Annotated in this window: 23 protein-coding genes; 18 read left to right on the top strand and 5 right to left on the bottom strand. The window is 38.0% G+C overall.

Annotation, left to right across the window (positions count from 1 at the left end; all coding sequences use genetic code 11):
• Positions 1 to 138: 138 nt before the first annotated feature.
• A complete protein-coding gene (locus tag GQR55_RS10570) occupies positions 139 to 1,086 on the top strand; it encodes a LysR family transcriptional regulator (RefSeq protein WP_166420554.1) in 948 nt (315 codons plus the stop codon).
• 208 nt (positions 1,087 to 1,294) lie between these two features.
• On the opposite strand, the gene GQR55_RS10565 is transcribed toward GQR55_RS10570, so the two are convergent.
• Positions 1,295 to 1,924, bottom strand: a complete 630-nt coding sequence (locus tag GQR55_RS10565) for a hemolysin III family protein (protein ID WP_166420553.1) — start codon at positions 1,922 to 1,924, stop codon at positions 1,295 to 1,297.
• A 185-nt stretch (positions 1,925 to 2,109) separates the two neighbouring features.
• Between GQR55_RS10565 and GQR55_RS10560 the strand changes: the two genes are divergently transcribed.
• Both GQR55_RS10560 and GQR55_RS10555 read left to right on the top strand, forming a co-directional pair.
• Positions 2,110 to 2,460, top strand: a complete 351-nt coding sequence (locus GQR55_RS10560) for a hypothetical protein (protein WP_166420552.1) — start codon at positions 2,110 to 2,112, stop codon at positions 2,458 to 2,460.
• A 399-nt stretch (positions 2,461 to 2,859) separates the two neighbouring features.
• Positions 2,860 to 4,344, top strand: a complete 1,485-nt coding sequence (locus GQR55_RS10555; protein WP_166420551.1) for a cellulase family glycosylhydrolase — start codon at positions 2,860 to 2,862, stop codon at positions 4,342 to 4,344.
• Between the two features lie 60 nt (positions 4,345 to 4,404).
• Here the strand turns inward: GQR55_RS10555 and GQR55_RS10550 are convergent, their stop codons facing one another.
• Positions 4,405 to 6,099, bottom strand: a complete 1,695-nt coding sequence (locus GQR55_RS10550) for an alkaline phosphatase D family protein (protein ID WP_166420550.1) — start codon at positions 6,097 to 6,099, stop codon at positions 4,405 to 4,407.
• Between the two features lie 299 nt (positions 6,100 to 6,398).
• On the opposite strand from GQR55_RS10550, the gene GQR55_RS10545 reads away from it, so the two are divergent.
• The 15 genes from GQR55_RS10545 to GQR55_RS10475 all read left to right on the top strand — a co-directional run bounded on the left by GQR55_RS10545 (position 6,399) and on the right by GQR55_RS10475 (position 17,680).
• Entirely contained in the window at positions 6,399 to 6,671 is a 273-nt protein-coding gene (locus GQR55_RS10545) for a hypothetical protein (RefSeq protein WP_166420549.1), read from the top strand.
• A 235-nt stretch (positions 6,672 to 6,906) separates the two neighbouring features.
• A complete protein-coding gene (locus GQR55_RS10540; protein WP_166420548.1) occupies positions 6,907 to 7,485 on the top strand; it encodes an LON peptidase substrate-binding domain-containing protein in 579 nt (192 codons plus the stop codon).
• Between the two features lie 68 nt (positions 7,486 to 7,553).
• Positions 7,554 to 8,177 carry a sigma-70 family RNA polymerase sigma factor gene (locus tag GQR55_RS10535; RefSeq protein ID WP_010552978.1) on the top strand — a complete coding sequence of 208 codons (624 nt, stop codon included), beginning with the start codon at positions 7,554 to 7,556 and terminating at the stop codon, positions 8,175 to 8,177.
• The gene (locus tag GQR55_RS10530) at positions 8,170 to 8,850 is read left to right on the top strand and encodes a ChrR family anti-sigma-E factor (RefSeq protein WP_165728012.1); all 681 of its coding nucleotides are present in this window, start codon (positions 8,170 to 8,172) and stop codon (positions 8,848 to 8,850) included. Before GQR55_RS10535 ends, GQR55_RS10530 begins: the two co-directional genes overlap by 8 nt.
• An 8-nt stretch (positions 8,851 to 8,858) precedes the next feature.
• On the top strand, positions 8,859 to 9,812 hold the full coding sequence (locus GQR55_RS10525; RefSeq protein WP_166420547.1) for a DUF523 and DUF1722 domain-containing protein: 954 nt from the start codon (positions 8,859 to 8,861) through the stop codon (positions 9,810 to 9,812).
• On the top strand, positions 9,812 to 11,206 hold the full coding sequence (gene phrB, locus GQR55_RS10520; RefSeq protein ID WP_166420546.1) for a deoxyribodipyrimidine photo-lyase: 1,395 nt from the start codon (positions 9,812 to 9,814) through the stop codon (positions 11,204 to 11,206). Before GQR55_RS10525 ends, phrB begins: the two co-directional genes overlap by 1 nt.
• Position 11,207: 1 nt before the next feature.
• Complete coding sequence (locus GQR55_RS10515; protein WP_165728009.1) at positions 11,208 to 11,636, top strand: nuclear transport factor 2 family protein; 429 nt, start codon at positions 11,208 to 11,210, stop codon at positions 11,634 to 11,636.
• A 2-nt stretch (positions 11,637 to 11,638) separates the two neighbouring features.
• Positions 11,639 to 12,349 carry an SDR family NAD(P)-dependent oxidoreductase gene (locus GQR55_RS10510; RefSeq protein ID WP_166420545.1) on the top strand — a complete coding sequence of 237 codons (711 nt, stop codon included), beginning with the start codon at positions 11,639 to 11,641 and terminating at the stop codon, positions 12,347 to 12,349.
• Positions 12,346 to 13,602 (top strand): FAD-dependent oxidoreductase, encoded by a 1,257-nt coding sequence (locus tag GQR55_RS10505; protein WP_166420544.1) that lies wholly within the window; start codon positions 12,346 to 12,348, stop codon positions 13,600 to 13,602. The genes GQR55_RS10510 and GQR55_RS10505 overlap by 4 nt, the downstream gene beginning before the upstream one ends.
• Positions 13,595 to 14,332 carry a DUF1365 domain-containing protein gene (locus tag GQR55_RS10500; RefSeq protein WP_166420543.1) on the top strand — a complete coding sequence of 246 codons (738 nt, stop codon included), beginning with the start codon at positions 13,595 to 13,597 and terminating at the stop codon, positions 14,330 to 14,332. The genes GQR55_RS10505 and GQR55_RS10500 overlap by 8 nt, the downstream gene beginning before the upstream one ends.
• A 37-nt stretch (positions 14,333 to 14,369) precedes the next feature.
• On the top strand, positions 14,370 to 15,632 hold the full coding sequence (locus GQR55_RS10495; protein WP_166420542.1) for a cyclopropane-fatty-acyl-phospholipid synthase family protein: 1,263 nt from the start codon (positions 14,370 to 14,372) through the stop codon (positions 15,630 to 15,632).
• Positions 15,610 to 16,110, top strand: coding sequence for a DUF2878 domain-containing protein (locus GQR55_RS10490; protein ID WP_166420541.1), 501 nt, complete (start codon positions 15,610 to 15,612; stop codon positions 16,108 to 16,110). Before GQR55_RS10495 ends, GQR55_RS10490 begins: the two co-directional genes overlap by 23 nt.
• Before the next feature lie 54 nt (positions 16,111 to 16,164).
• The gene (locus GQR55_RS10485; RefSeq protein WP_166420540.1) at positions 16,165 to 16,653 is read left to right on the top strand and encodes a chalcone isomerase family protein; all 489 of its coding nucleotides are present in this window, start codon (positions 16,165 to 16,167) and stop codon (positions 16,651 to 16,653) included.
• A gap of 1 nt (position 16,654) precedes the next feature.
• Positions 16,655 to 17,194 (top strand): DUF3833 domain-containing protein, encoded by a 540-nt coding sequence (locus tag GQR55_RS10480; RefSeq protein ID WP_166420539.1) that lies wholly within the window; start codon positions 16,655 to 16,657, stop codon positions 17,192 to 17,194.
• Between the two features lie 210 nt (positions 17,195 to 17,404).
• Positions 17,405 to 17,680 carry an HU family DNA-binding protein gene (locus tag GQR55_RS10475; RefSeq protein ID WP_008166804.1) on the top strand — a complete coding sequence of 92 codons (276 nt, stop codon included), beginning with the start codon at positions 17,405 to 17,407 and terminating at the stop codon, positions 17,678 to 17,680.
• A gap of 92 nt (positions 17,681 to 17,772) precedes the next feature.
• Here GQR55_RS10475 and ilvN read toward each other — a convergent pair whose 3' ends face one another.
• The 3 genes from ilvN to GQR55_RS20190 all read right to left on the bottom strand — a co-directional run.
• Positions 17,773 to 18,270, bottom strand: a complete 498-nt coding sequence (ilvN, locus tag GQR55_RS10470; protein WP_002960314.1) for an acetolactate synthase small subunit — start codon at positions 18,268 to 18,270, stop codon at positions 17,773 to 17,775.
• Positions 18,270 to 19,997: an acetolactate synthase 3 large subunit gene (locus GQR55_RS10465; RefSeq protein WP_166420538.1), complete on the bottom strand. Its 1,728-nt coding sequence runs from the start codon at positions 19,995 to 19,997 to the stop codon at positions 18,270 to 18,272. Before GQR55_RS10465 ends, ilvN begins: the two co-directional genes overlap by 1 nt.
• Positions 19,998 to 20,426: 429 nt before the next feature.
• Positions 20,427 to 20,631 (bottom strand): isocitrate/isopropylmalate family dehydrogenase (locus tag GQR55_RS20190; protein ID WP_240916845.1); only part of this gene is annotated, 205 nt, incomplete at its 5' end.

The raw sequence follows: 20,631 nt of genomic DNA, 5'->3' as shown, positions 1-20,631 counted from the left end.
ATCCGAATATATTGGGATAAGAGTTTAAAATAGCTTTAACACTTATTAATAAAGGCTTAAGTTGACACTCCTGACAACTGCGTTTCTGTTCGTGTTGACAGGAATGACCACAATGATAACGAAGTGAGAGGTTTTTTTATGGACATAGCAACTAGGCTTGACCTATTTCTTGATGTCGTCAGGCAAGGTTCATACACTAAGGCCGCTGATTTAAGGCTCATGGATAGATCTTCACTATCTAAACAAATCAAAATATTGGAAAGTGAGCTAGGTATTCGTTTGCTTAATCGCTCCACACGTTCACTTTCGTTGACAGAGGCTGGAAAAGAAGTATTAAAACAAGCTGAGTCGGTCAGGCAGACTATTTCTGATACTCATCGTATTGTTGAGTCTTTTCATGGAAAACCTAAAGGCTTACTGAGAATAACGAGTCCTACCTTGTTCGGTAAGTTGTATGTGCAAAAAGCCATTGAAATATTCATGAAAAAATACCCTGATACAGATATTCAATTAGACCTTAATAACAAAGTATTGAATGTAATTGAAGATAGATACGATATTGCATTTCGAATTGGTGATGTACAAGATTCAAATTTAGTCGCTAGAAAACTAGCCAACAATAAAATTGCTATTTTGGCATCAAAATCATTCATTGAACAATACGGCACCCCTAAAACACCCGAGGAACTGGTTAAGTTACCTGCCGTTTTTTTCTCAAGCGGTGGGCTTGTAGTCAATAAGATCCCAATTGGACGAGATTCAAAAAATGGAGAGTTTAGACTTTGGGAATTTAAAGGCAGATATAGAGTTAATGAACAAGAATTGGTGCTTGGTGCTATAAAGTCTGGGCTAGGCTTCGGTGTACTCGCCCTATATATGTTAGGTGACAATATAAAAAAATTTGATTTGGTGCCGCTGCTAACAAACTACGCCTTACCGGAGCATTTTGGTGCTTTCTATGCCGTATACCCTCATAGAAACCCAACACCATTAGTCAATAAATTCCTTGAGACTTTTAAAGAAACAATAGGAGACGTCCCTGTTTGGGAAAGCTACATCGATGATTACGCAAGCTACTATCAATAAATCATTTATCTATTTTTATCCAACATCAGTTCTTTACTGTGGGTTAATAGTTTAAACATATCGATATCACGAATTTTATTAGGTCCGCTTTGTTGGAAAACTTACCATTAGGATATCAACCGATAACATCAACAAATCTAAAAATATACGGTTTGCTTGAACGGCTGGTTTTCGCTCAAACCAGACCAATCTAATTGGCTTAACCAGCTCAATAAACATAGTTACTAATCGAAATATAATGGCAAACACACCCAGCAATCACAAATAAGTGCCAAATAGCGTGGCTAAATTGGGTGCTTTTAGCGCTGTAGAATAATGTCCCTAAACTATAAAAAATGCCGCCGGCAAGTAGCCAGTAAAGTGCGTTTACATCAACACTAGAATAAAGCGGATATACAATAGCCAGTGCAAACCAACCCATGAGTAAGTAGGTGGCGAGTGATATTTTTTTATTACCGTTTTTTACAAGTACTTTGTATGCAACGCCCGCCAGTGCTACTGCCCATATAAAGGTAAGCGTAGCCCATGACCAAACACCGCTTAGCGAGATTAATAAAAAGGGGGTGTAAGTGCCGGCAATGAGTAAGTATATGGCGCAGTGATCGCACTTTTTATAAAAGGCTCTTAAGCGCGGTTGAATACTGGCGTGGTACAAAGTGGATGACAAAAATAGTATAAACAAGCTGCTGCCATAAATTGCAGTACTAATATACGCTTTAGTGCTGGTGGCTTGGCTAAATAGATCCCACATTACAAATACAGCAAAAATAATACCGAGTGCATGGCTGATTACGTTTAGTTGTTCTTCTTTACGGGAATAAGGCGCTTCTAACGACATAACTGTTCCTACCACTATTGGAATTAATTTCAGTGTACAACTGTACGCTGAAAGTTTCAATCTTAGCTGTGAGTAATTCTAAATAACTTTATTTGATACGCTACTTTAGCTTTTACTTGATTTTAAAGAGAATTAATTCACTATGTTGGTGTCTAGTGTAATACATATTACGAGCTGAAATAACCATGAAACAAGATTTAAAAGCTGCTTTACTTACCGCCATTGTTTATCCTGGAGCGGGGCATTTTTCTTTAAAAAAACATCTTATAGGCGCTATTTTTGCGGGTGTATTTTCTGTTCTTTTAATTTTAACCCTCCAAGATATATTTGCGATTGCACAATGTACTGCAAATGAAATTGTACACGGAAAAATCCCGATGTCGGTTACGGCCATTTTAAAAGCCGCCCAACAACCTTCCGACGCCTGCGCTAAACTCGCTGAATATAAATATGTGCCTTTAATGGCTATAATTTGGGTGCTGAGTATGGCTGATGCATACCGTTTGGGCAGAAAAGTACTTCCTACTAAAAAATAAGCCACTTAATCAGAACTCTGTTTAGTTGGCTTATTAATTTTCTTCCCGCATATTTATCTCTGATATTTAGCTATTATTAATGGCGGTAGTAATAATTATTACCGCTTCTTCATTTTTATATATATTTTTTGTAATCGAGATTTTTGCCAGCGCCATGTAAACATCGTGTAAATGCCTGTATATACCCAGTAAAATCCTCAAACCTCGTTAAACCGCCTGCTTGTTGATATTTGGTTAATTAAAACCCTTCCGCTTGTACCTTTTTGTTCATTTAATGTTAATAAATAAATGGTACTTTCTGCTCGCCAAATTAACTTTGTTTAATTGTTAAGTATTGGTTTGCTATTAATTTATTACGTCAATCAATGACGACTGATAATTTCAATTTAAGGAAATACTATGAGTAACAGTTCAAATAATCACAACAGAAAGGATTTTAAAGTGGCGAGCTTATCGTTAGCTTTATTATTAGGATGTTCAACAATGGCCAATGCTGCTGTTGAGAAGTTAACGGTGAGTGGGAATCAAGTTCTTGCGGGTGGAGAAAACACAAGCTTTGCAGGGCCTAGTTTATTTTGGAGTAATACAGGGTGGGGCGCTGAAAAATTTTACACAGCTGAAACTGTGGCAAAGGCAAAAACTGAATTTAATGCAACATTAATCCGTGCGGCTATTGGCCATGGCACAAATACGGGTGGCAGTTTGAACTTTGATTGGGAGGGCAATATGAGCCGTCTTGATACTGTTGTAAATGCAGCTATTAGCGAAGATATGTACGTTATTATTGATTTTCATAGCCATGAAGCACATACCGATCAAGCAACAGCCATTCGATTTTTTGAAGAAGTAGCCACTAAATATGGTGACAACGATAATGTTATTTATGAAATTTATAATGAGCCATTACAAATTTCATGGGTTAACGATATTAAGCCTTACGCCGAAACAGTTATTGATAAAATTAGAGCAATCGATCCTGATAACTTAATTGTGGTTGGTACGCCTACATGGTCACAAGATGTTGATGTAGCATCGCAAAATCCAATTGATCGCGCCAATATTGCTTACACTCTGCATTTTTATGCTGGCACGCATGGTCAATCGTATCGAAATAAAGCACAAACAGCACTCGATAACGGTATTGCTTTGTTTGCCACAGAGTGGGGAACGGTTAATGCTGATGGCAATGGTGGTGTTAATGGTAATGAAACCGATGCATGGATGGCATTTTTTAAAACAAACAATATTAGCCACGCTAACTGGGCTTTAAACGATAAAAACGAAGGTGCATCGTTATTTACTCCAGGCGGTAGTTGGGATTCATTAACAGCGTCAGGCACTAAAGTTAAAGAGATCATTCAAGGATGGGGTGGCAGTAATGGCAATGTTAATTTAGATAGCGACGGAGATGGCGTAAGTGACAGCCTTGATCAGTGCGATAATACTCCCGCAGGTACAGCGGTTGATAGTATTGGCTGCGCGGTAACCGACAGCGACGCTGATGGCATTAGTGATAGTATTGATCAATGTCCTAATACACCAGCCGGTACAAGTGTTGATAATGTAGGCTGTGCTATTGAAGTTGTTGAACCAGCAAGCGATGCTGATAACGATGGAGTGAATGATGATATTGATCAGTGCCCTAATACACCCGCTGGTACAAGTGTGGATACAAATGGATGTAGCGTTGTAAGTTCAACAGATTGCAACGGTATTAATACGTATCCTAATTGGGTGAACAAGGATTACGCAGGTGGTCCGTTTACTCACAATAACACCGACGATAAAATGCAATATCAAGGCAACGCATACAGCGCAAATTGGTACACAAACAGCATTCCAGGAAGTGATGCTACATGGACGCTTCTTTATAGTTGTAATTAAGCGCGTTTAATAAAATAAACGAAGAAGGTAAATAATACATTTACCTTCTTTTTAAAAGTATTAGCCTTTATAAATACTCTGTTGTTGAGCTGCAATGTTGTAGATTGGGGAATCTATATTATCTATATAACGCCAATCGGTTGTGATTTGCTCGTTTGTAATTGTCAGTATCATATATCCGCGGTGCGATAGGTCACAATAATTTAAGTCGTTTATTAACAATGAAAGCGAGTCAGCCATTTGCTTTGCTTGTGCAGTATTAAGCGCTAAATAATGCTCCATACCCGGGGATGTAACGCCAGGTGTTGCAAACTCTACTCCTACGCTTTCGCCTTTTGCATTTTTTAATATGCCATGCCACGCATTGTGCGTATCACCTGCAACCACTACTAACTTTTTATTTAACGTAGTAACGCTTTTTTTATATAATGCTTCGCGTTCGCTTGGATAGCCGTCCCATGCATCTAAGTTGTAAGGCATTAAAGTATTTATGCGTGCTAGTTGCTCAGGAGTTACCGCTTTATTTGCTAACACCGCTTTTTTAATAGCGACTAACTCTTTTAATACCTCGGGTATTTTAGTGCGATCGGATTGCGAGAATATTTCAGTAGGTAGCCACATTTTAGTCATCAACACTTGCTGACCTAATACTTGCCACTTTGCATTTGATTGAGTTATTGCACTCGTGAGCCAGTTTAATTGTGTACTACCCAGTAACTGCCTTTTTGGACTATTTAAATCGCTCGCGAAGCGCGCAACATCCATTTGTTTGGTCTCTAGATTTTTATAGTCGCTGTAAGCGAGTTGTTTATCGCGTGCTATTACGCGAGTATCTAGCATGTGTAAGCTTATTAAATTACCAAAATCGAAGGTGCGGTATATTTGTGGGCTTTGCTCGCCCCTAGGCGGCCTAATTGGCAGCCATTCGTAATAGGCTTGAATGGCTGATGCACGGCGTTTAAAAAAGTCACCTTCGTCAGGGGTATGATTTTCAGCTCCTTCTTTATATGTGTCATTAGCAACTTCGTGGTCATCCCATATTGCGATAAAAGGTGCAGCGGCATGCAGTGCCTGTAAGCCCTTATCTGTTCGATAAATAGCATAGCGTTTACGGTAGTCACTAAGGGTAATAATTTCACCGCTGTTATCGGCGGCTAATTGGCGACCAATTTTTTCAGCATTTTGCGTGGCGTATCCGCCCATTGGGTATTCGTAAATATAATCTCCCAGATGTAGCACTACATCTAAATCTTCTTGCTTAGCTGCATCTGTGTAGGCATTAAAATATCCCGCAGGGTAGTTTGAGCAAGACACAACAACCATTTTTATTTGTTCAACATTACTAACCGGCAGAGTTTTAGCGCGGCCAATAGGGCTTTGTGTATTTAACCCAATAAAGCGATAAAAGTATTCTGTATTTGGAGTAAGGTCTTGCACATCTATTTTTATTGTAAAGTCGCGGCTTTTATCGGTTTGCTCGCGCCCGCTGCGAATAATATTTTTAAATTGAGAGTCACTTGCCAACTCCCAAGCAACAGTTACTTCTGACGTTAATTGAGAAGTTGTTGCGCGTGTCCATATTATTAAAGCATTACTGAGCGGATCGCCACTTGCTACCCCGTGTTTAAATTCAATTACCGATAGAGGCTTGCTCATTAATGTTTGAGCACAACCTGTAATGGCGCTCGATACCGCAACTGTAAATATGCTTGCTGCTGAGGTTTTTAAGAAATTTCTACGTGATGAAAGGGTCATATTGCACTTTTTTAATTATTAATAGTGGTGCGCACCTTAACGGTTAGATATGACGTTTTTATAAACGATAAATGTATTTACTGTGACGGTATTAATGCACTTAAAACTCTTTTATTTATTAACTAAAAAATAGTCAAAAAATTAAATTAAATGGTTAAATTAACGAGGTATGAATTTATCGAATTAAACAACCGGACATAAAGTCTTTTAATTATAATGGTTTATATTTTATTTTTATGTTGGCACAACCCTTGAGTATATAACTACGTCTAAACAATACACAAACAAGGAATACCATTATGAAACATTCAATTAAAATCGCTATGGCAAGTTTATTAGTATTAGGTTCTGCGCAAGTTCATGCAGTAGAAGTGGACCTAGATGTAACTGATATATTAACTCAAAGTGTAACAAGCTACGTTAAGCAAACCACAATTGAGCTTGAAAAATCACTAAAGGAAACACTTTATTTTGATGCTAAAACTGTTTTAGAAAGTTTACTAGATGAGCCAGTTTTAACAGATAGCGCAACGATTAAAAATACTGACTCTAGCGTTAAAAACGTAAAATAAACCACTTAAAGGATTAAAACGATGAGCAGTGAACTTGGATTATTTGCATTAATGTTAGCACCCGTAGTAAGCATGATTAGCGCTTATTATTCGGTTCAAGTGTTTAAAGCTATGGGAGGTTGGTTTAATCTTTAACCAATTATATAGCTGGTAATTAATTCGATTCATACAAAGCTGATCGACTTAGCAAAAGCGCACGTAAATAAAGGCAGAATGTTTGAAATAAGTAGACTTTATGAAACGTGCGATTTTTCCATTACCCATTTTTATGTTACCTGAAGGTTTTACGCGATTGCGCATATTTGAGCCTCGTTATTTAAATATGGTTAAAACCGCATTAAAAAATAATTCAGGGTTTGTGCTTTGTACATTTGAGCACGACACGCCATTTAATATAAGTGCGCAAGGTTGCCTTGTCGATATTATTGATTTTGACCAAGACGATAACGACGTACTATTAATTGATGTATTTGCCTCGCAAAATATGCAAATAAACGATGTTTATCAAGACGCAGACGAACTACGTCATGGCTTAGTGTCGCCTTGTAATACGCCTTATTGGTACAAGGATTCTAACAACGACATTGGCGATCATTACCTATTGCACGACGCGCTCAAAAACGTGTTTTCAGGTAACTCAGAGCTTAATTTATTGTACAAACAGACTCATTTTGACAAGTTGCCTTGGATTGCAGCACGTTGGCTTGAGCTCCTACCTATATCAATTGAGAAAAAACAGCAACTTGCGTTTGAAACGAACTTTGATAACTTGCTGAGTTTCCTCCATACTGTGATTAATAACGAATTTGCCTAAATTTTATGATCCTAAATTAATTATTGCCCGTATTACTTAATACAAAAGCAATAACGGGATAAATTATTATGGTAAGTCAACAACAGTCACCACGTTGTGAACCTAATACAGGTAAGTACACTGCCATGCCAGAAACGCCGAGTAAAGAGCTCATGCAAGCGCTTATAGATGTTGCGCAATCACGCGATAAAAAAGCATTTTCCTATTTATTTGAATACTTTGCGCCAAAAATTAAACGCTTTGGAATTAAGCAGTTTGGTGTTGAAGCGCAAGCTATGGAGCTTGTGCAAGAGACACTAACGTCAGTTTGGCGTAAAGCACATTTGTATCACAGTGAAAAAGGTGCGGCGACTACGTGGGTTTATACCGTTATGCGTAACGCTTCATTCGATATGCTTCGTAAAATGAAAAGTAATAAAGAAGAAAACATAAGCGAAGACATTTGGCCGTTATTAAACGACTCACAAGATACACATCACGAATACAGTGATCATTTAGAAGATAAGCAAATTAAACGCTACCTCGATAAATTACCTATTGCTCAACGCGAAGTGGTAAGAGGCGTTTATTTTCAAGACATGTCGCAAGAGCAACTTGCGCATCAACTTAATATTCCAGTAGGCACGGTAAAATCACGATTACGTTTGGCCTTGCAAAAATTACGTAATGAAATGGGAGATCAGCATGATTAAACATCACCCGAGTGAAACTTTACTGACACAGTATTGCGATGCATCACTTGCTACATCACTAAGTTTAGCCGTATCTATACATGTAGATATGTGCCCTGTGTGCCAAGCTAAAGTAGCCAAAATTGAAGCAAGTAATGCGGACGCATTATTTAGTGAAGAGCCAGCCAAATTTGAGAAACCTCAAACTGAGCAATCTGAATTACTTGAAGAATTTGAATTAAACGTACTTGATATGATCATGTCTGATGATTCTATCGATGAGGTTTATGAAGTTGAGCCTGTGTCTGTAAGTATTAACGAACACAATTACCAGCTGCCGCGTGCTTTAACACGTATTTCTCATAGCAAATTTACACAAGTTGGTAAGTTAGCGCGTTCTCGTGTTGCATTAGATGATGGCGCGCTGCGTTCAAGCTTATTGCATATTGATGCGGGTGGTGAAATTCCTGAGCATACACACACCGGATTTGAAGTTACTTTACTACTAGACGGTGAGTTTAGTGATGAAGATGGTAATTACGTACCAGGCGACTTTATTTGGCAAGATGGTAGCCATCAACATACACCTTTAACGAAAGATGGATGTTTATGCTTTACAGTTGTCAGTAGTGCGCTACATTTTAATAAGGGCTTCAGCAAGTTACTAAATCCAATCGGTAATTTGATTTACTAAGAGAATATATGCACACAGATATAATAAAAATAGGTATAAGCGCTTGCTTAGCAGGCGAAAAAGTTAGATTTGACACAGGACATAAAAAGTCAAATTTTTGTATGGATGAATTAGGCAAACACGTTGAATATACACGTTTTTGTCCGGAGGTAGCAGTAGGTTTACCGATACCTCGTCCAACTATTCGTCAAGTTAAAGTAGGCGATACTATTAAAGTATGTCGCCCAGATGGTAGCGGCGAAGTAGGGCAACAACTTACCGAATATGGTAAAAAAATTGCAACTGAACAAGCTAAAGAACTAAGCGGATTCGTATTTTGTGCTAAAAGCCCGAGCTGTGGCATGGAGCGCATTAAAATATACAACGAAGCTGGTACAGGCAATACCTCAGAAGGTGTTGGTTTTTTTGCTGAGCAAATAATGAAGCATAACCCATTGTTGCCATGTGAAGAAAATGGACGTTTAAACGACATGCACTTACGTGAAAACTTTGTGATGAGAATTTACGTTTTTAAAAATTGGCAAAAGCTAGTACAAGAGCCGCTGTCGGTTCACAAGCTTACTCAATTTCATTCTCAGTATAAGTACTTGTTAATGGCTCATAATTACCAAGCTTATCGCGACTTAGGTAACCTACTAGGAACATATGTAGGTGACGATATAAGCGCAGTTGCTGATGAATATATTTTAGGTTTGATGACAGGTCTTAAAAAGCCAGCTTCTCGAAGAAATAACTGCAACACGCTGATGCATTTACAAGGTTACTTTAAAACATTTTTATCGAAGGTTGAAAAACAAGAACTTCGTGATGCAATAGATGAATATCGCGAAGGGTTGGTGCCATTATATGTACCACTTACCTTGTTAAAACATCATTTGAAGGTTCACCCAAATGAGTACCTTGAAAAACAAGTGTTTTTTAACCCTTATCCTCACGATTTAAAATTACGATTTGGTATTTAATGGATACATTATTTTGGTTTAGGCGCGATTTGCGCCTTTTTTCTAACGAGGCGTTAATTCAAGCGCTTAATAATGGCGCTAAACACGCCATTTTTTTTGTGTCTGAAAAACAGTGGCAACAACATCAAGCTGCGCCTATTCAGATTGACCTACTCAAGCGCCGAGTTACTTATCTTCAATCTCAGCTTGCTGATGTCGGCATTACTTTACATGTTATTGAAGCGCCAAGCTTTTGCGATTGTGAGCGTGAACTTATTAATTTTTGTAAGTTAAACGGTGTAAAACACGTAATAGCTAATACAGAATACGAGCTTAATGAAGTTAATCGCGATAAGGCTATTTTGCATGAATGCGATGAGCTTTCTATTACTTTTACCTTGTACGAAGGCGATTTAATTGCGCCGGTTGGGACGGTTAAAAACCAAAGCAATGAAATGTACAAAGTGTTTACTCCATTTAAGCGAGCGTGGTTAAAGCAGTACCAAGATACACACTTTAGTTTGCCACAATGGCCTCTCAGCTCTGAGCCAATAAAGTTTGATGAAAGTGACTTACTAAAAAGTGATGGAAGCTCTGATAAGTGGCCGGTTGACGATGAAACACTAGCAACCGTGGTCGATAACTTTATATGCGATAAGCTAACAAGCTACGACGATCAGCGTGATATTCCTAGCATAAAGGGTACATCGGGTTTAAGCCCTTATTTAGCATTGGGTATTGTAGGTACTAAGCAGCTACTTATTAATATTCAACAGCGTTATCCAGATATTTTAACTACGTCGAAAAGTAAAACCTTTACGTGGATTAACGAGCTGATATGGCGTGAGTTTTACAGACACTTAATTGCTGAGTTTCCTAAGCTTTCGCGCGGCGATAACTTTAACGAAAAGTATAACGCGGTAGTGTGGCGTAAAAACGAAAGTGAATTTAAAGCATGGTGCGAAGGGCGTACAGGTTACCCGTTAGTGGATGCTGCAATGCTACAACTAAAGCAAACCGGTTGGATGCATAACCGTTTGCGCATGGTTGTTGCGAGCTTTTTAACCAAGCATTTATTAATAGATTGGCGTGAAGGCGAACGCTTTTTTATGCAGCACTTAATTGATGGCGATTTAGCTTCAAATAACGGTGGTTGGCAGTGGGCAGCTAGTACGGGGTGTGATGCTCAGCCTTATTTTAGAGTGTTTAATCCTATCAGGCAAAGCGAGCGCTTTGATCCAACAGGCAAGTTTATCCGTAAGTATTTACCAGAGCTTGAAAACGTGCCAGATAAACACATTCATTTTCCTCACACTTATTTAGCCACAATAGGTAAAGATAAAGAATGTTACTGGCCAGCAATAGTTGATCATAAAGCGGCACGAGAACGTGCACTTGCTGCATTTAAGGTGTGATATGGATAACCCGTTACCAGTAGATAAGTTTGTTGAAATATACCAACAGCTTGATAGTACAAATCTTGATTTATTAAGTGATATTTACTGTGACAACATACAGTTTATAGACCCCATGCATGAAATTAATGGCATTGTGGAATTACGCAGATACTTTGCTAACTTGTACAGTAACGTTAAACATTGCCAGTTTGATATTAGTGATTCGTTTAATAGCGGCAATAACGCTTTCATCTATTGGACTATGCACTACGCACATCCAAAACTTTCATCAGGTAAAACCATATCAGTGGAAGGTCATAGTAAGCTTATTTTTGAAAATGGCAAAATTATCAAACACCGAGATTACTTTAATGTAGGCGAGTTGTTATATAAGCATATTCCTTTACTTGGTAGTGTTATAAAGCTAATTGATAAAAGGGCAGGTTAATTATGATCACACTTATAACGGGAGCTACTTCAGGTATTGGTGAGCAGCTAGCAATTAAATATGCGCAGTTGGGAGATACGGTTATTGCCTGTGGTCGTAATAGTGAAAAGCTCGCTGAGCTTGCTAAATACGACAATATTCAAGCATGCAAATTTGATGCAACTAATCTACAAGACATTAAAGAGTCTACTATTGGCTTTCCTCATTTTGACCGTGTTATTTTAAACGCGGGTAACTGTGAATATATAGATGACGCGCGAAATTTTGATAGTGCATTGTTTGAACGTGTAATAAACGTAAATTTACTCTCTATGGGGTATTGCCTTGAGGCGCTACTTCCTAAAATAAATTCAGGTGGTCAGCTTGTTTTGGTCAGCTCAAGTGTTACTTACCTTGCGCTACCTCGCTCAGAAGCTTATGGAGCATCAAAAGCGGGTGTTAGCTATTTAGCCAAAAGTCTTGCAGTTGATTTAAATGATGTTGATGTGACTTTAGTTCATCCTGGTTTTGTGAAAACTCCGCTTACTAATAAAAATGATTTTCCAATGCCGATGGCTGTTACCGCACAAAAAGCGGCAGACTACATGATTAAAGGAATACATAAACGCCGTAAAGACGTTCACTTTCCGTATCGTTTTACACTTATATTAAAATCACTGCGCATTTTGCCGCTCCCGCTTTGGCTTAAAATCGCAAAAGGATTAGCCCGTTGAAAAAAATAGCAATAATAGGAACTGGTGTATCTGGTTTAACATGTGGGCATTTGCTTCACAAACATTACGATGTAACCGTATTTGAAAAAAATGATTATATTGGTGGTCACACTGCAACGGTTGATGTTGATGTATGCGGCATAAAATACGCTATAGACACCGGTTTTATTGTGTTTAACAACAGAACTTACCCTTATTTCGAAAAGTTACTTTCACGAATTGGCGTAGACAAACAAGAAACACAAATGAGCTTTAGTGTTCATAACGAAGCTACTGGTTTTGAATATAACGGCCATACGTTTACAAGTTTATTTGCACAGCGTCGTAATATTTTTAGACCAAAGTTTTGGCGTTTATTGTACGACATTGTTAGGTTTAATAAGTTATGTAAAGCTTTGCACGAAAAAGATGATTACCAAGTAGACCAATCATTAGGGCAACTGTTAATTGACAATCACTTTAATGACTTTTTTAAATACCATTACATTCTTCCAATGGGCGCGGCTATTTGGTCTACCAGCATTAAAGAAATGGAAAATGTAGGCGTAGAATTTTTTGTTAAGTTCTTCTTTAATCATGGCCTGTTGGACGTAACAAACAGACCTCAGTGGTATGTAGTACCGGGTGGTTCTCGTCAGTACATTAAGCCGTTGATCAGAGGCTTTGCCGATAAAATTAACCTCAATACAAATATTAAATCTGTTACGCGTCAAAATGATGAAGTAACTATTGAGTTTGAAAACGGTGAGCAGAGTAAGTTTGATAAGGTGATTTTTGCTTGTCATTCAGATCAAGCGCTTGCACTACTTGGTGATGCTACGGAGCAAGAAAAGTCAGTATTAGGTTCAATAGCCTATACCGAAAATTCAGTAGTGCTGCATACAGATACAAACCTTTTACCAGATAGAAAAGCCGCATGGGCAAGTTGGAATTACCTACTTAATAACAACACAGATAAAGCTGCTGTTGTTACCTACCAAATGAATATATTACAAGGGATACAATCTGATACACAGTTCTGTGTAACGCTTAATCACCTTGAAGGGATAAACCCAAGTAAAATTTTGCGCGAGTTTACTTATCACCACCCTGTATTTAACCAAGAGTCTATTGCTGCTCAAAAACTTAAACACAGTATTGACGGGAACAATAATAGTTATTTTTGTGGTGCTTATTGGTACAACGGTTTCCATGAAGATGGCGTACACAGTGGTGTAGATGTGGCTAAACAACTTGGGGTTGAATTTGACTAGTGCAGTGTATTTAGGTGATGTAAAACATCGCCGTTTTGCTGTTAAAGAACATCGTTTTAGTTACCCATTATATATGATGTGGGTAGATTTAAATAATCCTCAGCAATTAAACGGTGTACATAAACAGTTAGGTACATCAGGCTTAAAAGCCTTAAAGTTTAATGAAGCAGATTATCTTAAAAATATATCAGCCCCTTACCAACACTCCATTATTGAACGCGCACATGAACAACTTGCTGCATTAGGTGTAAATGAGACGTTTACTCATGTTTATATGCTTGGGCAACTTCGTTGTTTTGGTGTGTATTTTAGCCCTGTTAATTTTTACTTTTTTGGTAATAACGACACCCGCTTTAAGTACATGATTGCTGAGGTTAGTAATACACCCTGGAACGAGCGTCATTATTATTTAGTCCCTTTAGAAAAAAAAGTGAACTTTAAGAAGGTTTTTTCCGTATCACCTTTTATGAATCTAGATATGAACTATCACTGGCATGTTAAACAATCGCCTGATAAAACATTGATACATATTGAAAACAAGCGAGATGAAGAGTTATTATTTGATGCAACACTTCGCTTAAAACGTAAAGAACTCACTAATGAAGAACTAAGTAAGTTGTTTAAGCGTTTTCCGGCCATGACATGGTCTATTTTCAAAGGTATTTATTATCAAGCGTTAAAGTTGTTTATAAAGCGAGTGCCTTTTTTAGGTCACTCAGGTAAGCCATAAAGCACATCGATAGTCAGGACAATTAATAGGTATTTTAATGGATAAAGTGTCGAGCTTAAATTGCGAGCAAAGTACGAGTTGGTTAACTAATATATATAAAAAATTACTGACTAAGGCTTTTGCCTCAATTAAAACAGGTCAAATAATTTTAATTGACGCAAATGAACGTACAGTTTTTGGTGATGCATCGTCAGCACTTAAAGCGACAGTCACAGTTAACGATAAAGCAATGTACAAGGCATTTACGTTGTCAGGTAGTGTTGGTGCTGGTGAATCCTACATATTAGGACATTGGTCTTGCGACAATTTAACGTCATTTATAGAAATATTTGCTATAAATGAAAAACAACTCGATGAGTTCGAAAAGAAATTCGCTTTTTTCAGCAATATAGCCCACCGATTCAACCACATAAAAAATAAAAATTCGGAATCGGGTTCTAAAAAGAACATTGTTGCTCATTACGACTTAGGAAATGATTTGTACGAATCTTTTTTAAGTAAAGAAATGCTTTATTCGAGTGCAGTGTACCCTACAAAAGAAGCCACACTTGAAGAGGCGCAGCAATACAAACTCAAACGTATTTGTGAGCAAGTTGAGCTTCAAAAAAATGATTCAGTTATTGAGATTGGTACTGGGTGGGGCGCTTTTGCAATTTATGCAGCGACTCATTACGATTGCCACGTAACAACAACAACAATATCTGATGAGCAACATGATTATGTGGCTAATAAAATTATTGAACTTGGCCTTGAGGGTAAAATTACATTACTTAAGCTTGATTACAGGCTATTAAAAGGCAAATACGACAAGCTTGTTTCTATCGAGATGATTGAAGCGGTTGGTCATGATTACTTGCCGAGCTTTTTTACCCAGTGTGGTGAGCTTTTAAAAGATGACGGCGCTATGCTTATTCAAGCAATTACTATTGGCGATCAGCGTTATAAGCATTACCTAAAAAACTCTGACTTTATTCAACAGTATATTTTTCCGGGTGGGTGCTTGCCGTCACTTAACGAAATGAGTGAGCAAATTAAAAACAGCACCGATATGGTTATTCATACCGTTAATGATATTGGCGCTCACTACGCTCGAACATTAGCAGATTGGCGAACTCGTTTTATAAAAAGCTGGCCTGATTTGGACCGCTCTAAATTTGATGAACGCTTTTACCGTTTATGGTTATTTTACTTTGCTTATTGTGAAGGTGCGTTCAGAGCAAGAGCGACCAGTACTGTGCATTTAATGGCACGTAAACCACGTTTTATTAGCGATAACGATGATATTGCGCTCAATTACTAATTTTGTTTTGTTTCAAGCAGTGTGGTTTTTATCACTGCTGCTTGAAGCTGATTCGCTAATTTTTAGCGGATTAATTATTATTTTAATGTTTTTGCTGTCAAAGCAAAAAAAGCAAGACACCTTACTGCTAGTCAAAGCGCTACCTTTAGCCCTGTTGTTAGAATTTATAGCGGTAAAGTTAGGCTTGTTAGAATTTAAAGTATATCCCTTCCCCCTATGGCTTGTTTTTTTATGGGCTGCATTATTACTTTCTTTAAATACCTCTATGGTCTTTTTAAGCAGATTAAAACTTTGGCAAGCCTTTTTAGTGTGCATTGCTTTTGCGCCTGCAAGTTATTGGGCCGGTGCTCGTTTTGAAGTTATAAGCCTAGGATTACCTTTATGGCAATTTTGGCTTGTTTACGGCGTACTTTGGTCTGCAGTGTTTACCGCTATCCTTTTTATAAACCAAAAAATAAAGTTATTTATTAACCGTTGATCGGCAATAATTTTCACTTCGTAACATTACCCAGTTATTCAAAGGGAGCTCATTTTGAAATTTTTACTAAAGGCAGTTACTTTTTATTTGCTTACAACTTCAATTGTTTTAGCCAACACACAATTTAGTAAAGTGGGTGAGGCGCGAATGGAGTATTTATTTTGGGATGTATATGACGCTGTGCTATTTACCCCTTCCGGTAATTACAGTGAAGGAACACATCCTGTTAAATTTAAGCTCACCTACTTACGAGACTTTGATGCTAGAGAAATAGTGAAAGCAACTAATGAGCAGTGGGAATATATTGGAAAAACAGGGTTAGCTGACAAGTATGACAGTAAATTAATGTCGATTTGGCCTGATATTAAACAAGGTGATTCGCTAACGTTAATCACAAATGAGCAGGGTATGAGCACTTTTTATCATAATGATGAAAAAATTGGTGAAGTTAATGAACTTCAATTTTCGAGTGATTTTTTAGCCATTTGGCTTGATGAAAAAACCTCTGAGCCAAAACTACGAAAGCAACTATTAGGGAATTAATATGAATGTATTAAACACGTTTAAAACGGTGGTTATATGCTTATCTGCTGTGCTGTTAATTAGCTGTTCGGCACCAAATGTTGAACATTATAAAAATACATCACCAAATTTTGACTTTAAAACATTTTTTAGTGGAAATTTGAAAGCCTACGGTGTTGTACAAGACTTTAAAGGCGAATTAACCCGTAAGCTTGTTGTAGACATGAATGCAACTTGGGATGGTAATGAGGGCGTTATTGAAGAAGACTTTGTTTACGACGATGGTGAAACTCAAAAGCGTATTTGGAAAATAACGCTAAATAACGACAATAGTTTAACGGGGACAGCGGCTGATGTTATAGGTACTGCAAAAGGTAAAAGTGATGGTAGCGTATTTCATTGGAATTACGATGTAGCGCTTCCATATGAAGGCAGTACTTTAGAAGTGAATTTTGACGATTGGATGTACCTGGTTACGCAATCGCGCTTGATAAACCGCACATCTATTGTTAAGTTTGGTGTCGAGGTCGGGGAAGTGACCTTAGTTATCGAAAAAATATAGCTTATTTACCCAGTTGCTTAACTTGCGCCAAAATTGTACTCAAATTAAGTCTTCGTTAACCCAACACGCTGTATTTTACAGAGAATTATTTAAATTTTACTCATTTTTTAAGAATTTAAGCAAAAAATGCAATTTGCTGTTGCTAACTCTTTAAAAATGCATAAAGATAGGTTTTGCGAAGGCAAAATAATAACGAATAGGAATCTAACAATGAATAAAGCTCAATTAGTTGAAAAAATTGCTACTGATGCAGAAATCTCTAAAGCCGCTGCTACTCGTGCTCTTGACGCGTTTACAGGTGCTGTAACTTCTTCTTTAAAAGAAGGTGATTCAGTAGCTTTAGTTGGTTTTGGTACTTTCTCAGTAAAAGAACGTGCAGCTCGCACTGGCCGTAACCCACAAACGGGTGCTGAGATCCAAATCGCAGCGGCAACTATCCCAAGCTTTAAAGCAGGTAAAGGTCTTAAAGACCAAGTAAACCTTTAATTGGTTTAACGAATTAAATTTAAAAAAGAGCTATTTAGCTCTTTTTTTTTATGTTTAATAAAGACATCAATTGATGCCTTTATATTATAAATTTATGCTTTTAAGGCTTTATCGCCTCGGCCAATGCCAACAGCACCTGAGCGAACAACTTCTATAATATCGGTTTCGTGACGAAGAGTGTCTAAAAACGATTCTATTTTGTCTGTACTGCTAACTAATTGCAGGCTGTAGCTTTGTCGGCCCATATCTAAAATAGCGCCTTGAAATACATCAACTACGCGGGTAACCGCTGCACGAGTCGTCTCATCTTGGGCAAATACCTTAACAAGTAATAACTCTCGCTCAATATGACTCATTTCCGTTAAATCGATAATTTTAAGCACATCTACAAGTTTATTAACTTGTTTAGTAATTTGCTCAACGACTCTGTCATCACCCATAGTGGTAATAGTAATACGCGACAATGACTGATCGTCTGTTGTGCCTACAGTTAGACTGTCGATGTTGTATGCGCGCTGTGAAAAAAGCCCGACAATACGCGATAGGGCACCCGGTTCGTTTTCTAATAGAATAGATAAAATACGACGCATTATACTTTTACTCCTTTACGTAACCACATCTCATCAATGCCGCCTAACTTAATTTGCATTGGGTATACATGCTCTTTTTCATCAACGTTTATATCTAAAAATACCAAACGATCGGTAATGCTCATTGCTTTATCTATAGCCGGTTGTAATTCATCTAATGTATTTACTTGTATGCCTACATGCCCGTAGCTTTCAACTAGCTTAACAAAATCAGGTAGTGAGTCCATGTAAGATGATGAATGACGTCCGCCATAAACCATATCTTGCCATTGGCGTACCATACCTAAAGAACGGTTATTTAGGGATACAACTTTTACCGCTAAGTTGTACTGCAAACAGGTAGATAACTCTTGAATATTCATTTGAATAGAGCCATCACCTGTAATACATACAGACTCTTTATCAGGAAAAGCAAGTTTTACGCCCATAGCTGCAGGTAAACCAAAGCCCATAGTGCCTAGCCCGCCTGAGTTAATCCATTGGCGAGGATGCTTAAATGGATAATACTGCGCTGCAAACATTTGGTGCTGACCAACATCTGAGCTGATATAAGCATCACCATTTGTTGCTTTGTAAACCGCTTCAATTACAGCTTGTGGTTTAATTTTTTCGCCATCAGTCGTGTTGTAGCTTAAGCATTTTTGTTCACGCCAACTGATAATTTGACGCCACCAATCTTCTTGTGCGCTGCGATCAATTTTAATAGGGCTTTTATCAATGCCGGCTTGTAGTTGTTCTAGTACTGTAGCTAAGCAACCAACAACCGGTATGTGCGCTTTAATTGTTTTAGAAATAGAAGTTGGATCGACATCAACATGAACAATGGTGGCATTCGGACAAAACTTTTTAACGTTATTGGTAACACGGTCATCAAAGCGTGCACCAAGCGCTAAAATCACATCGGCGTTTGCCATTGCTTTGTTAGCCTCAAGCGTGCCGTGCATGCCTAGCATACCTACAAAGTTTGGATGTACGCCAGATATACCGCCAAGGCCCATTAGTGTATTGGTAATGGGTGCATTTAACGATTCAACTAAATGCGTTAATTGCTCTGATGTATTTGAAATAACAATACCGCCGCCAGAGTAAATAATCAGTTTTTTGGCCTCTAGAATAGTTGTTACCGCTTTACGGATTTGTTTTGAGTGCCCTTTAGTATTAGGGCTGTATGTTCTTAGTTCTGTTGTTTTAGGGAAATCGTATGCAAACTTAATTGCAGGGTTAAGCATATCCTTAGGAAGCTCAACCACAACAGGGCCTGGGCGACCTGTACTGGCAATATAAAAAGCTTTAGCTAAGATGGTAGGAATTTCTTTAGCGCTTCTACAGTTAAAGCTATGTTTAACTACAGGGCGCGAGCAACCTACAATATCGGTTTCTTGAAATGCATCATCGCCTATTAAACTAGTAGGAACTTGGCCGGCTAGAACAACCATAGGGATTGAATCCATATAAGCAGTTGCAATGCCTGTTATGCAGTTTGTAGCGCCTGGGCCTGAGGTTGCAAGTACAACACCAACTTCGCCTGTAGCACGGGCATAACCATCAGCCATATGCGTTGCTGCTTGTTCATGGCGTACTAATATATGCTCAATATCATCTTGCTGAAAAAGTGCATCATATAAATCTAAAACCGACCCACCAGGGTAGCCAAAAATGTACTTTACCTTTAACTCTTTTAATGCCTGAACTACTAGTTCAGAACCATTATATTCTTGTTTGCTCATCCTCATTCCTCTGTGCGCTTTTTTATGCATAAAAAAACCCCCGCGTAGTGCGAGGGTTTTTAAAAAGCAGTATCACCTTTTAATACATCCCCGCTGGGCTTACAACTAAGACCAGTTCGAGTACGACTAAAAGATTAATGTGTGTGTTCATGATTATTACTCTACTTAGCAAAACACTGCTTTTAAATTAAAAATTCTGTATAGGTTTATTTTTAAGGGTTTTTAGGCGTCACGTCAACCTTAAAATCGTTTATTTGCATTAAAATTTCATTTTCGTTGCGTTTGTAATTTTAAATTGTCAAAAGTAAGGGTTTTGATTGGTTTATTTGGAAGAAATTATGCAGGTTGATATTGAGTGTATGTGGTATGCATTTACAAAAAAAAGCCCGCTAAATTAGCGGGCTTTCTAAATTAATAACGAGTAAATAGTTATAGACGGTCAATTACTGATTGAGTGAAATCAGTTGTACCGTGGCTGCCGCCTAAATCGCGAGTTGTACGGTCGCCAGATTTAATAACATCAGCAACAGCACTACGAATGCGCTCTGCTGTGTCGCCCATATCTAAATGCTCAAGCATTTGGATAGATGCTAAAATTACAGATGTTGGGTTAGCTAGGTTTTTGCCAGCACGG

The organism is Pseudoalteromonas sp. Z1A8 (genome assembly GCF_011378855.1).
Classification (GTDB): domain Bacteria; phylum Pseudomonadota; class Gammaproteobacteria; order Enterobacterales; family Alteromonadaceae; genus Pseudoalteromonas.
The sequence above is the reverse complement of the archived record's forward strand: the minus strand, read 5'-3'. Positions and strand labels throughout refer to the sequence as shown.